General features: G+C 35.4%; 14 protein-coding genes. 1 reads left to right on the top strand and 13 read right to left on the bottom strand.

All coding sequences use genetic code 11. The annotated features are described in order from the left end of the window. Positions 1 to 11: 11 nt before the first annotated feature. The 4 genes from HMPREF2597_RS11495 to HMPREF2597_RS11510 all read right to left on the bottom strand — a co-directional run bounded on the left by HMPREF2597_RS11495 (position 12) and on the right by HMPREF2597_RS11510 (position 2,684). Positions 12 to 161, bottom strand: coding sequence for a teichoic acid D-Ala incorporation-associated protein DltX (locus HMPREF2597_RS11495; RefSeq protein ID WP_002459583.1), 150 nt, complete (start codon positions 159 to 161; stop codon positions 12 to 14). 316 nt (positions 162 to 477) lie between these two features. After that, positions 478 to 1,443 (bottom strand): 2-hydroxyacid dehydrogenase, encoded by a 966-nt coding sequence (locus tag HMPREF2597_RS11500; RefSeq protein WP_002478469.1) that lies wholly within the window; start codon positions 1,441 to 1,443, stop codon positions 478 to 480. A 27-nt stretch (positions 1,444 to 1,470) separates the two neighbouring features. Further along, entirely contained in the window at positions 1,471 to 2,250 is a 780-nt protein-coding gene (locus HMPREF2597_RS11505; protein ID WP_002459585.1) for a TIGR01457 family HAD-type hydrolase, read from the bottom strand. Positions 2,251 to 2,252: 2 nt separating this feature from the next. Next, positions 2,253 to 2,684 carry a DUF86 domain-containing protein gene (locus HMPREF2597_RS11510; protein WP_070817306.1) on the bottom strand — a complete coding sequence of 144 codons (432 nt, stop codon included), beginning with the start codon at positions 2,682 to 2,684 and terminating at the stop codon, positions 2,253 to 2,255. Between the two features lie 101 nt (positions 2,685 to 2,785). On the opposite strand from HMPREF2597_RS11510, the gene HMPREF2597_RS11515 reads away from it, so the two are divergent. Beyond that, entirely contained in the window at positions 2,786 to 3,052 is a 267-nt protein-coding gene (locus HMPREF2597_RS11515) for a DUF3055 domain-containing protein (RefSeq protein WP_002459587.1), read from the top strand. A 151-nt stretch (positions 3,053 to 3,203) separates the two neighbouring features. Here the strand turns inward: HMPREF2597_RS11515 and HMPREF2597_RS11520 are convergent, their stop codons facing one another. The 9 genes from HMPREF2597_RS11520 to HMPREF2597_RS11560 form a co-directional block, all read right to left on the bottom strand. After that, positions 3,204 to 3,602 carry a YutD family protein gene (locus HMPREF2597_RS11520; RefSeq protein WP_002478470.1) on the bottom strand — a complete coding sequence of 133 codons (399 nt, stop codon included), beginning with the start codon at positions 3,600 to 3,602 and terminating at the stop codon, positions 3,204 to 3,206. Between the two features lie 152 nt (positions 3,603 to 3,754). Continuing rightward, the gene (lipA, locus tag HMPREF2597_RS11525; RefSeq protein WP_002459589.1) at positions 3,755 to 4,678 is read right to left on the bottom strand and encodes a lipoyl synthase; all 924 of its coding nucleotides are present in this window, start codon (positions 4,676 to 4,678) and stop codon (positions 3,755 to 3,757) included. 83 nt (positions 4,679 to 4,761) lie between these two features. Further along, positions 4,762 to 6,081: a bifunctional metallophosphatase/5'-nucleotidase gene (locus tag HMPREF2597_RS11530; protein ID WP_002478471.1), complete on the bottom strand. Its 1,320-nt coding sequence runs from the start codon at positions 6,079 to 6,081 to the stop codon at positions 4,762 to 4,764. A 20-nt stretch (positions 6,082 to 6,101) separates the two neighbouring features. Further along, positions 6,102 to 6,929, bottom strand: a complete 828-nt coding sequence (locus HMPREF2597_RS11535) for a sulfite exporter TauE/SafE family protein (RefSeq protein WP_002478472.1) — start codon at positions 6,927 to 6,929, stop codon at positions 6,102 to 6,104. A 12-nt stretch (positions 6,930 to 6,941) separates the two neighbouring features. After that, positions 6,942 to 7,790 (bottom strand): DUF72 domain-containing protein, encoded by an 849-nt coding sequence (locus HMPREF2597_RS11540; protein ID WP_012990908.1) that lies wholly within the window; start codon positions 7,788 to 7,790, stop codon positions 6,942 to 6,944. Positions 7,791 to 7,869: 79 nt separating this feature from the next. Then, on the bottom strand, positions 7,870 to 8,943 hold the full coding sequence (locus tag HMPREF2597_RS11545) for an NAD(P)H-dependent flavin oxidoreductase (RefSeq protein ID WP_002478474.1): 1,074 nt from the start codon (positions 8,941 to 8,943) through the stop codon (positions 7,870 to 7,872). 16 nt (positions 8,944 to 8,959) lie between these two features. Further along, positions 8,960 to 10,003 carry a hemolysin family protein gene (locus tag HMPREF2597_RS11550; protein WP_002478475.1) on the bottom strand — a complete coding sequence of 348 codons (1,044 nt, stop codon included), beginning with the start codon at positions 10,001 to 10,003 and terminating at the stop codon, positions 8,960 to 8,962. 322 nt (positions 10,004 to 10,325) lie between these two features. Beyond that, positions 10,326 to 10,979: a DUF5079 family protein gene (locus HMPREF2597_RS11555; RefSeq protein ID WP_002478476.1), complete on the bottom strand. Its 654-nt coding sequence runs from the start codon at positions 10,977 to 10,979 to the stop codon at positions 10,326 to 10,328. Positions 10,980 to 11,047: 68 nt separating this feature from the next. Further along, entirely contained in the window at positions 11,048 to 11,710 is a 663-nt protein-coding gene (locus tag HMPREF2597_RS11560) for a DUF5080 family protein (RefSeq protein WP_002478477.1), read from the bottom strand. Positions 11,711 to 11,853 lie beyond the last annotated feature (143 nt).

The following is an 11,853-nucleotide window of genomic DNA, read 5'->3' on the forward strand; positions in this document are numbered from 1 at the left end:
ATTCTCCCTCATTAAAATTCATTATAAATGAAGTTATTCTGTGTATCGCCAGTACCATAAATTAAATACAATGCTATGAATATAGCTAAATAAAGCAATGTTAATAAATATGGTTTAAGTTTTTTAAATGTTTCTGAAGTTTCTTTTTGTTGGGCTTTCATATCGCACCTCACTCATTCAAAATTAAGATGCACAGCTTATCTTTTGCTGCGCCACTTTTTATAATAAGTATAATTAGTTTCAGATTTATATATTATTTTTACAACTTATTATATCTATTTTTTGACAAGCCTGCAATGTTATCTTTAAAAACACTATTGCAAAGACTTGCACTACACTATTTGTAGAACATATTTTATTTTACGTCTTATTAACGAAACACACAATTACATATGACATAACAATTTTGTTATATACGCAAAAAACTTCTACATGCTATTAAATAACAACATGTAAAAGCTCTGCTTGTATCATAATTTAATGGCTAGTAACCGGTGTTAATGGCGCCTGTTGTTGTAAAACAGCCACGATATTATCAACGCATAATTGAATCATACGATTTCTCGTCTTCACTGATGCACTGCCAATATGCGGTAAAATGACGGCATTCGGCATAGATAATAATGGATGTTTCTCATTAATAGGTTCTTCACGTAAAACATCTAAGCCGCATCCTGCGATATCACCTTGTTCAAGTGCAAATACAAGTGCGTCTTCATCTACTATTGCACCTCGACCAATGTTGATAAAGATTGCATCTTGTTTCATCGCTTGAAATGCCTCAGCATTAAATTTGTTCTTCGTTTCCGCTGTCAATGGTGCTGTACATATGACAAAATCACTTTCTTCTAATAATGTGTCAAAATCAGCATATGTGACTTTTAATTCACGCTCAACATCTTCTCTTCTTGAACGATTATGATATAGCGTACGCGTATTAAAGCCACTTAAACGCCTTGCAAATGCTTGACCAATGGCACCCATGCCAAAAATACCAACAGTCGAACCGTACACATCTTTACCAGATAATAAGTAAGGACCCCAGCTAGTCCATCGACCATCTTGAACATATTTTTCTGCTTCAACAATACGTCGCGCAACACTAAGCATCAAGGTAAACCCTAATTCTGCTGTCGTTTCTGTAAGTACATCTGGTGTATTGGTTACCACAATATCGCGTGACTTTGCTAGTGAAATATCGATATTATCATAGCCAACTGCCATATTTGCAACGATACGCAACTGTGGCGCTTGTGCGATAACTTCGTGATCAATTTGTTCACTGAGCGTAATGAAACACGCTGTTGCATCTTTAATAGCTGTTAAAAACTGTGCTCTAGGCATTGGTACAAGTGCCTTATCCCACATCTCTACTTCCCCAAATTGTTCTAATTGCTGGACAAAGTGGTCTGGGATTTTTCTGGTAACAAGTATTTTAACCATCATTCAGCCTCCTTTATGTGTCCCTGACTATTGTTGTAATTGTCGAATCACTTCATTTAAATCTTTTACCGAATAAGTTGGCGGAACATCTTTTTCTTGAATTTCAGCAAATGAGGTTACACCCGTTTGAACATGAATTGTATCCACGCCAACATTGATGCCAGACATAATATCTGTATCATACAAGTCCCCGACCATGGCAACATCTGCTTTATCTAATTTAAGTATATCAAGTGCAATATCCATTATAACTGGTTCTGGTTTACCAATAAATTGTGGTTGTTGCCCAGTAGAGACGCTAACGACACTTGTAATAGCACCATTACCAGGTAATAAACCACTTTCTTTAGGAATAGAAACATCCGGATTAGTTGAAATAAATGTGGCACCCTCACGTACAGCAAGTGTTGCAATCGCTAGTTTATCGTAGGTAACTTGTTCATCTAATCCTATCACTACATAATCGACATGTTTATCTCGTCTTAATGTTAAACGACGGTCTAGTAATGCTGCTTTCAAACCACTACCACCAATCATATATACAGAGGCATTTGCTTTTTCATTGGCAATAAAGTTTGCCGTAGCTAATGCTGAAGTCACAATCTCCTCAGGTTTAGCATCAATATGCATCTCGCGTAATTTAGCTGTTACTTCTTCAGGTGTCTTGGTCGAGTTATTCGTTACATATAAATGAGGGATGCCTTGCTGATTTAAATAATCAATAAATTGTGCTGCTCCGTCAACTTCCTCTGTACCTTTGTACATCGTCCCATCTAAATCTATTAAATATCCTTTATAGTGTTTCATTGTTAATTGTCTCCTTTTCCAAAAGCTGTCACTGGTACACTTTCCTGTTCTAAAAATAATGATACTTCATATATAAAGTTGTCATAATACGGTAGTGCATCATCAAACAGAGGTTCAAGTGTATCATGTTGTAAAGTAATATAATCATGTGCAAATTGCTTACGCACTTCGATTGTTTGATTGATTGCAGCTTGTGTTTCAGATGTAATCACACCCTCAAGTGCTAATATATCAATTACATCCTTGTAATTACCAGGATCTCTTAAAATAAAAGCATCGATAATCATATTACCAATATCGACAGATGCTTCAATTAGAATTTGTGCAATGCGCTCAAAAGCATAAGGATTATCTTTATGATCTTGATAATCTTGCGTTAACTGCCTTAAATAATTTAATTTCTGTGTTAATTTTTCTTTGTCTACAAAATACATGCTTAGTCACCTCTTAATGTCTTTATCATATCATAATTTTGCAGCACACTTCATTTGTAGTTATACTAAATAAATAACCTTAAATAAAGGAGCACCACTTTATGATAGATATGTATTTATATGACGATGAAGAACAAAGTCAAGTGCAATTTGTAGGCTTTGTCGGTGAACATAGTCGCTATGATTTGATGTTAGTTCAAACAGACCGTCATTATGGAAAGACATTAGTTTTGAATATGCAGACCAATAAATTTGGAATTATCGGCACAGATGACCTTGAAGAAGATGGTTATATCGCCTATATTCTTGGTGTTTCTGATGCAGAAGCCACTGAAATAACCGAATATTTAAATGAAGTCATACAATAACATGTTCATGATTCAATGCTGTGTCATAAACATGTTATCAAAGCATGAAAAAAGCGAGGAAACAAAAGTTGATGTTAACTTTGTTTTCTCGCTTTACTTGTGGACTTTCGTTTTGAAAGTTACTCTGTTGATGCTATGTTGTCTGTGCCAATTAATCTTTATTGGTTTCTATTTGTTGAGATTCTGCTGGTATGGATGGCGCTATTTTGACATCGTGTAGTTTGTCTTCACTGTTAATTTGTGTGTCTGACTCACCTAATCGAGTTTTAACCTCGTCTTCTGAAAGACGCTGTAGAACAAAATATGGGCAGCCAAAATTACAATATTCTAAGATATAATCTTGAATACTTGAAAAGCGTTTTGAAATTTCAGCCTTTTTGTTACTATCTTTATAAAATCCTTTGAGTCTTAACAGTTCGTAACCAAAATCTCCGACAACAAAGTCATATTTATCGAGAATATCTGCATATTTAGCAGCAAATAATTCTTCATCAAAGCAGTCACGATAGTCCTCAATGATTTCAAAATATTGCTGGTTTACTTTAATCATAAATGACTCACCTTTATATGATAATAAAGACTTAGCAAATACGACAGTTAATCACTCTCGTACAAACTAAGCCCTTTTATTGATAAGAATGACCATAGCTGATAGTGGCTCACATAATACTTCTGCCAACTCAATTTCCACAGTCTATTCGATTATTGTTGATGATTTAATTGCTTTTCTCCTAAGCGATGACGTTCTTTAGCCGCTTCATTAACTTGTTCATCTGCGTGATATGAGCTACGTACCATTGGTCCAGCTTCACAGTGTTTGAATCCTTTATCCATAGCTGCTTTACGTAACTTACCAAATTCTAGAGGTGTATAATATTTTTGAACTTTTAAATGCTTACGAGATGGTTGTAAATATTGACCAATTGTCAAAATGTCTACGTCATTTGCACGTAAATCATCCATAGCTTGTAATAATTCTTCAGTCGTTTCACCTAAACCTACCATAATACTTGATTTCGTAGGAATATCTGGTTGTAATTCTTTTGAACGACGTAAGAATTCGAGTGTACGGTCATATGTTGCACGTGCACGTACTCTTGGTGTTAAACGGCGTACTGTTTCGATATTGTGATTTAAAATATCTGGTCGTGATGCCATTAATGTTTCTAACGCTTCATAATCCCCACCCATATCAGATGGTAAGATTTCAATCGTTGTGAATGGATTTCGTTCACGTACTTTGCGCACTGTTTCAGCATAAACATTTGAACCCGCATCTCTTAAGTCATCACGTGCTACTGCTGTAATAACCACGTGTTTTAAATTCATCAGTTCAACCGATTCTGCCACACGTTCTGGCTCATTTAAGTCTAATTCATTAGGTAATCCCGTCTTAACAGCACAGAAACGGCATGCTCTTGTACATACCGCACCTAAAATCATAAACGTTGCCGTACGTCTTGCTCCCCAGCATTCATGTATATTTGGACACTTTGCTTCTTCGCAAACAGTGTGTAGATTCTTTTCTCGCATCATTTTTTTGAGGCCAGTGTAGTTCTCATTCGTGTTAAGCTTAATTTTCAACCAATCTGGTTTACGTAAAATTTCTTCATTTCTTGTAGCCATAACAACGCTTACCCTCCTGAATAATCAATCTTCATTCATTATAACTAAATTTACCCTAAATTAAAACGTAATACGCAATAAATTTAATAATTTAATAACTTTTCTTTAAATATATCGCGTAAAAATTCTGGCATTAAATATTCTGTTGGCAATCCTTTTAGCATCGGGAAGTAACGGCCAAACGTGTACATATCAACCGTTCCCAACGTATAGTATTGCTCATCATCAATGTCTTCTCCATTGATAAAATAACGTGCTTCTGATTCTATAAAACCCAAATTATATAAAATATAACCGCCAAAGATGTCTCCTCTAAAGCCTAAACCTTGTGCATGCTCATGTAAATATTCTTGCTTTTGACTTTTTATAATCACATTTTTCAATTCTGTACCTGTGACTTTTACCCTTACTAAATTAATAGGATGTGGTAGCATACGGTGAATATCGTACTCGGTCACTTGGTCAGCCTGAATACCTTGAACAATTAATCCCGCATTGATGATCGCACAATCTGCATTTGTAAATTCAAAGACACTTTCAGCGAGAAGATAGGTTGTTTGGGTAATGACATCTGTTTTATTTTCTAAGTGAACTGGATGGTGAATCACAGGTTCATTTAGCAGTGCCTTACCTTCCTCATCAAAGTGTGTTTCGACAGTGGGCAATGTGTCGAGCGGATGTAGCATTGCTTCTTTCGCAATGACTTGATGTTGTTCAATGGTTAGCGTAACTTCACCTAAATAGTGACCATATTTTCCAGCGGCAGCCATCAGCACACCATTATTTATTTCACCATGTTCAAAATAGTGATGCGTATGGCTCCCGAAAATAACATCAATATCTGGTATTTCTTGACATAATTGTTCATCAAAAAAGACACCAACATGACTCATCACAATTAAGACATCATATTGTCCTTGACGTGATTGAATCTCATCTTTAATCGCTTCAAGTGGATCTGTCACAATCCAATCTAGCGCACGATAAAATGGTGTAAATGGTGCGGTTGCAGCAACAAAAAGAATCCGTGTCCCTTCGATGTTTTGAATATATGAAGTTGCGATATGGTTAGGCAATTGTCCATGTTCGTCAAGAACATTCGTACAAATCACCTTAAAATGCGCATCATCATATAATGTATTCAAAGCTTCATGCGAAATCGTCATCCCTTCATTATTACCAATGGTTGCAATATCACATTGTGCCTCGTTTAATAACGCAACATTCTTTTTCCCTAATGTTGCTTCTGTCACAGGGGCAGATAAATCGACATGATCCCCAATATCTATATAAAGAGAAGGATGTTGAAGCGCTGGGCGATGTGTCTGTAAATAAGCTTGAATGCGTGCATATTCGTACAAATGACTATGTATATCATTCGTATGATAAATCGTCAACTTCACAGTACTACCCCCTTTGTAATTTACATCAATGATTTAAAAATAAGATAAATCCCCATGAATAACATGACAGTTCTAAGCAACATGACTACCGTTTCAGACTTAATAGAATGATTGATCTTCACTCCAATTTGTGCGCCAATATAACTTGAGATAATTAAAATAATAGAATAGCCCCAAGCCACATGTCCTTGAAAAATGTGACCAATTGAGCTCATCACACTAGAAAAGAAAATCATCATCATACTTGTGCCGACAGCAACATGTGGTGGAAATCTAAAGATAATCAGCATTAATGGCGTCATTAATGCACCGCCGCCAATGCCAAATAATCCTGTTAACACACCAATAAATAAGGTTGCGACAAAAGCCACAAGCGGTGGAACACTATAATGATAAGTTACACCTTCCGAATCCGTATAAGACTTACGATATTGTGGCTTATCAAATAGTTTAATTGGTTTTATTTTATGACGTTCCATCAATATAATGGATACAAGAATCATAAAAATACCAAAATATAAATTGAATGACTCTAATGTTAAATAGCGACTAAGCAACGAACCCGCTAATGACCCAGGCAATAAGCCAAATAGGAAAATAGAGCCATTTTTAATATCGACTTGTTTCGTTTTCAAATAGCCTAGAGATGACGATAATCCTGTTACAATGAGTATCACGGATGACGTCCCAATAGCAATTTGAGGCGTAATGCCATGTAAAAGATGATGTTCCACACCTAAATAAACAAGCGTAGGTACAATGATGATACCGCCGCCAATACCTACTAATGAACCAATAACAGCAGAAAGTAGGCCAATTAAAATAAGAAAAATAAAAGTTAATACCATTGATTTCGCCTCTTAAAATAATTTTAGTTGTTGTGGTGCCAAACCTGTATAATCTATTCCAAGCATCTGTTGATATGTTTTGGCATTTTTAGCCGCATGGCCCCCAGAATTATTATTAAACACGACATATACTGTCTTAGCTTTTTGCGCTAATATTTCAACTTTATGCGCGAGGTCTTGCAATTCTTGTTGATTATAATCATATAAATACCGCACATCTCGCCATTCTTGGCCTGTCATATCCTTTTTAGTCCAGCCTTGAGTGTTGCGCCCATGATAACGTACAAAGGCGATATCATGAGTAATACGATTAACCATTGGAATCGAACCCATTTTCACCTGTGGTTCATCACAAACCGCATGAATAAATTGATGGTCGACAAGAAATTGTAATGTCTGTTCCTTATGTACCGCATCAAACCATGATTGATGACGAAATTCAATGCATACAGGAAGATCTAATAATTGTTGGCGTACATACCGTAAATAAGTTACATTTTCCATCGAGCAATCAAACCAAGGCGGAAATTGAACTAACACCAACGCTAATTTATCATGCGTTTGCAGGGGTTCAATCATTGCTTTAAATTGCTCAAACAACGCTTTGCGCGATGTCGCAACATCTTTATAATCCGCATGTAACGTCAACGCTTGATGTATTTTGACAACAAATTTAAACGTCTCTGGTGTCTCTTTAATCCACTTTAATATATTTCTTTCAGGTTGAATCGCATAATAAGAGGCGTCCAATTCAACAATTGGAAAATGACCTGCATACGTTTGAAGTTTATCAGCTTGGCGTCCAATATCTTCATATAACGTCTCATGGTCACCCCAACCAGTTAAGCCAATGTTAATCATATTCATCACCAGTACAATCATACCACAATCGAATTTATTACTTCATTATATCAACTTAGATTTATCAATGATAAACGATTTAAAATTGGCAACGTAATGCTTCTATCTCTGTCAACAATTTATCAAAAAGTCCAGCTACATGACTATCTATAGCCAGTCGTGGTGCTTGTCCACTCCATAAGTGCGTCCATGCATCGTTATGCTTTTGTGCTGAATGTTGACGTATCGATGTTGTCAACTGATTTTGAATTGGATAATCAGGGATTTTACCATTATAATTCTTAAAGGATTGAATAAAATTGTTATTAATACCACGCGCATATTTGCCACTAAATACATTTGTCACGACCGTATCCGTCTCTTTACTATTCAGAATGGCTTGCTTTAATACTGGGCGTGCACCACTTTCTTGCAACGTTAAAAAAGCTGTGCCCATTTGTACGCCAGAGGCACCTAAAATCAAGCTTGCCAAAATGCCACGGCCATCCATAATGCCACCTGCAGCAATAACAGGAATATCTACGTGATCAACGATTTGTGGTACAAGTGCCATTGTACCAATCATTGATTGTTGCCCTTGAGTTGTAGGTAAAAAGCTACTACGATGTCCTCCTGCTTCGCTACCTTGGGCAATTACGATATCTATACCTGCTTGTTCAATTGCGATTGCCTCATCTACTGATGTTGCAGTACCCATCGTCACAATTTGTGCTGCTTTTAGTCGTTCAATGATTTCTTGATTCGGTATGCCAAATGTAAAGCTACATACAGGCACATGGTATTGAAGCACTAAATCAATCGCAGCATTAAAACGTTGTTCCTCAGTAATATTTACAGTGGGTTCTTCTAGTTGAAGTGCACGACGATAAGGTTTCAGCCAAGCATTCATTTGTGCCACCTCAGCCTCTGAATACTGATAATCACTCGGAATAAATAAATTCACTGCAAATGGTTCCGAAGTTAATGCCTGAACTGCTTGGATTTCTTGTTCTAATCGCGCAGTATCAAAGTAGCCTGCACCAATCGTGCCAAGCCCACCTTGATGACTCACGGCAGCCACTAATTCGGGTGTAGTACTGCCAGCCATGCCTGCTTGAATGATAGGATAGTGAACGTTCAAATATTTTGTGAATTGCGTTGTCAACTGCTTCATCTTGTATCCTCCAAATTTACCGTCGTCTTTGAAATTGTTGATGCAGGTGCTGATGTTTTAAACGTTGTTGTTGTAACTTTTCTTGTTCTTCTTTATCCATTTCATCTTCAATATCCATGCCTAACATTTCTTCAATTAAATCTTCATGCGAAACAATACCATCTGTACCACCATATTCATCAAGCACAATCGCTAAATGTTTTCGACTTATTGTCATTTTTCTCAACACCCATTCTGCACGATTGTGTTCATTGACAAACAGTGGTTCAGCAATATATTCATCAATAGTATGACTCGGATCTTTGCTCCAAGACAGTAAGTATTTCGAATGAAACACGCCTATAATATGATCAATATCTTCATCATATACTGGATAACGCGTATAAGGTTCATTCATGACCGTTTGATAGACTTCATCATAAGGTGTGATATTTGAAAATGCAGTGACATTTACTCTTGGCGTCGTATTAACATCTTTAATCTTTAAATTACTAAACGCCATAACCCCTTTTAAACGTTCACTTTCAATTTCATTCAATGCCCCATCACGCTGAGCCACTGCAAACATCATTTGAATCTCCGCTTTAGACCATTGCGCTTCTGGTTCACTTCCATTCGCAATAAGTCGATTCAACCCTTTCGTTATCGCATCCAATAATAAAGTGATTGGACGCAAGATTGCGACAAACACACGTACAACAGGAAAAATCATACGCATAATGCGATTAGCGAAATTTGCAGCAATAGATTTAGGTATCACTTCTGCAAATAAAATAACAAATACAGCATATATTGTAAGCGTGAGGCCTAAGTGCCATTGTGCATGATAAGATACCGCTGCTACTAGCACAGTCAACAGCGTCATACTTATCGTACGACCAATGAGTAACGCCGTCATCGCTTCACTTGGATGCGCTAAAAATCGTGCAATACGATATGCTTTTTTATCACCTTGCTCGCCTTCAGTTTGAAATTTCGTCCGATGCACCGTACTTAAAGTGGTTTCACCAATAGAAAAGAAGAACGACAACACAACTAAACAAATAATTGCAATAATCATACAACATGCTCCTCTGCAATGAATAAAAATGTTATATTATATAAAATATTCCCAACAATTAAACACCATAAACGCATAAGTTCCCTTAGCCAATATACAAAAAACTTATAAGTGTTAGCGACGATGACGTGCGAATAACACATTATAAGTTTTAATTTAAATTATGTTATTACAAACTGAATAAAGTAAATTCAAATTCATTATGAAATAATCATATATTTTGGGTGACACAGTCTATAATGAGACTCGATAAGTTCAAATCATTTTTAAACTCATAGCTAAATTCACCATAAGTTGCTAACCGATGCTTATTTTCACTGGATTACTTGCTTTCAATCCTGTAACCCATTTCTTTACTCGTTAATATCTCACCAAATAACAAATAAAAATATGTACAAATATAGTTCATTAATGGAATCAATAATAGCAATCCAATCATTAAAAATCTATTACCTTGATGATCAGGTATAATAAAAAACTCTATTGCCTTTTGAACATATAATAAGATCGCAACAAATTTTAAAAACAGAATTAAGAGCGTCTTATCTTTAATAAAACTCGGCGTAATCGTCATAAAAATTAAACTTAAAATATGTGCAGAAAAACAAATAATGGCTATAACGGTTCCTAATATCCAATATATTCTAATTTCTTGAGTATTACCCTCGATAAAAAAGTAAATATTATAAAAAGATAAATAACTGCTATATGTAGAAAGTATGCCCACTATCATAAATATCAGGGCTCTCTTTTTTATCTTTTTTCGATCACTAGGAATTTTAGGGAAGAATAACTGCAACAAGCCACAAAAAATTATTAAAAGTTCTATAGAAGTTGCTATAATTAAATAATTAGCTGTTGCTGCTAAAGTGAGACCAACAAAATATTGTATAGAACTAAAAAGAATTGAGCCTAAAGCCAACATATTCATAGCTTGAGTTGCTGGTTTTCTCAATGCTTGATAAGTCTCTTCCATGCCATCATCCCTCCTATTAATAGTAGCTTCTACTTTTTAACAGATTAAGCAACATTAAGTATATATCTTTATCGATATTGAGCTATAACAATTGCGAAGATTATCATCCACCCAAACATAATAATGGGTCGAACCACATAGCCATGAAAGATGCCACGATTCACCCAAAAATAAATGTCTATGATGAAATAAATAAAAATCAAGACAAATACAATAGAAGTGATTGCAAATGCAATTGACATTGTGTCATTAAGTGAGCGTTCTACAAAATAACGTAAATCATCATTCGTGCGTTCAGTGGTTTGTTTAACTTTCATCGCTATTGACATAATAAAAATAGATGAACATATAGCACCTGCACGTGCAATATCTTTTCCGTATTTTAGATCAGTTCTTAAACTTTCAGCTTTTTCTTTATCATATTTATGTAATATTCTTGCCGTATTTTTGACCTCTTCCAATCTTATTCTGTTGGGTTTTAATATAGAATAATGCGCTGATAAATAGCTGCTTAGTAAGAACAACCAAAACACAATACTCTTCACATTATCCATCTCAACCATACCAATGTTATCAAAGTAAACATATGTTTCATACACTACCATATAACCTATAAATAATAATGCAGCTTTCACATATTTCTTCCTTTTAAGTAAATCTAAGCATTCTCTAACAATAAAATATGCTGCACAACTTAGAATGAACAGACCCACTGTAATAATTATAATCATAGGTATTCACCTTCTTATTTAAAATATAAGTTATTTACTTGCTAGTATGATGTTGCTCTTCTAATTCAAGTTCCTCTAACACTTGATATCTCATCAAATTAAAGTAAGAACGACCTATTAACAAGTTAATCATTAAAATGACG

Source organism: Staphylococcus sp. HMSC063A07 (assembly GCF_001836955.1).
Classification (GTDB): Bacteria; Bacillota; Bacilli; order Staphylococcales; family Staphylococcaceae; genus Staphylococcus; species Staphylococcus lugdunensis.

Excerpts from the sequence above, each read along its gene's own strand:
- HMPREF2597_RS11495 (WP_002459583.1), bottom strand. The coding sequence starts at position 161 with ATGAAAGCCCAACAAAAAGAAACTTCAGAAACATTTAAAAAACTTAAA.
- HMPREF2597_RS11500 (WP_002478469.1), bottom strand. The coding sequence starts at position 1,443 with ATGGTTAAAATACTTGTTACCAGAAAAATCCCAGACCACTTTGTCCAG.
- HMPREF2597_RS11505 (WP_002459585.1), bottom strand. The coding sequence starts at position 2,250 with ATGAAACACTATAAAGGATATTTAATAGATTTAGATGGGACGATGTAC.
- HMPREF2597_RS11510 (WP_070817306.1), bottom strand. The coding sequence starts at position 2,684 with ATGTATTTTGTAGACAAAGAAAAATTAACACAGAAATTAAATTATTTA.
- HMPREF2597_RS11515 (WP_002459587.1), top strand. The coding sequence starts at position 2,786 with ATGATAGATATGTATTTATATGACGATGAAGAACAAAGTCAAGTGCAA.
- HMPREF2597_RS11520 (WP_002478470.1), bottom strand. The coding sequence starts at position 3,602 with ATGATTAAAGTAAACCAGCAATATTTTGAAATCATTGAGGACTATCGT.
- lipA (WP_002459589.1), bottom strand. The coding sequence starts at position 4,678 with ATGGCTACAAGAAATGAAGAAATTTTACGTAAACCAGATTGGTTGAAA.
- HMPREF2597_RS11535 (WP_002478472.1), bottom strand. The coding sequence starts at position 6,929 with ATGGTATTAACTTTTATTTTTCTTATTTTAATTGGCCTACTTTCTGCT.
- HMPREF2597_RS11540 (WP_012990908.1), bottom strand. The coding sequence starts at position 7,790 with ATGATTAACATTGGCTTAACTGGTTGGGGTGACCATGAGACGTTATAT.
- HMPREF2597_RS11545 (WP_002478474.1), bottom strand. The coding sequence starts at position 8,943 with ATGAAGCAGTTGACAACGCAATTCACAAAATATTTGAACGTTCACTAT.
- HMPREF2597_RS11550 (WP_002478475.1), bottom strand. The coding sequence starts at position 10,003 with ATGATTATTGCAATTATTTGTTTAGTTGTGTTGTCGTTCTTCTTTTCT.
- HMPREF2597_RS11555 (WP_002478476.1), bottom strand. The coding sequence starts at position 10,979 with ATGGAAGAGACTTATCAAGCATTGAGAAAACCAGCAACTCAAGCTATG.
- HMPREF2597_RS11560 (WP_002478477.1), bottom strand. The coding sequence starts at position 11,710 with ATGATTATAATTATTACAGTGGGTCTGTTCATTCTAAGTTGTGCAGCA.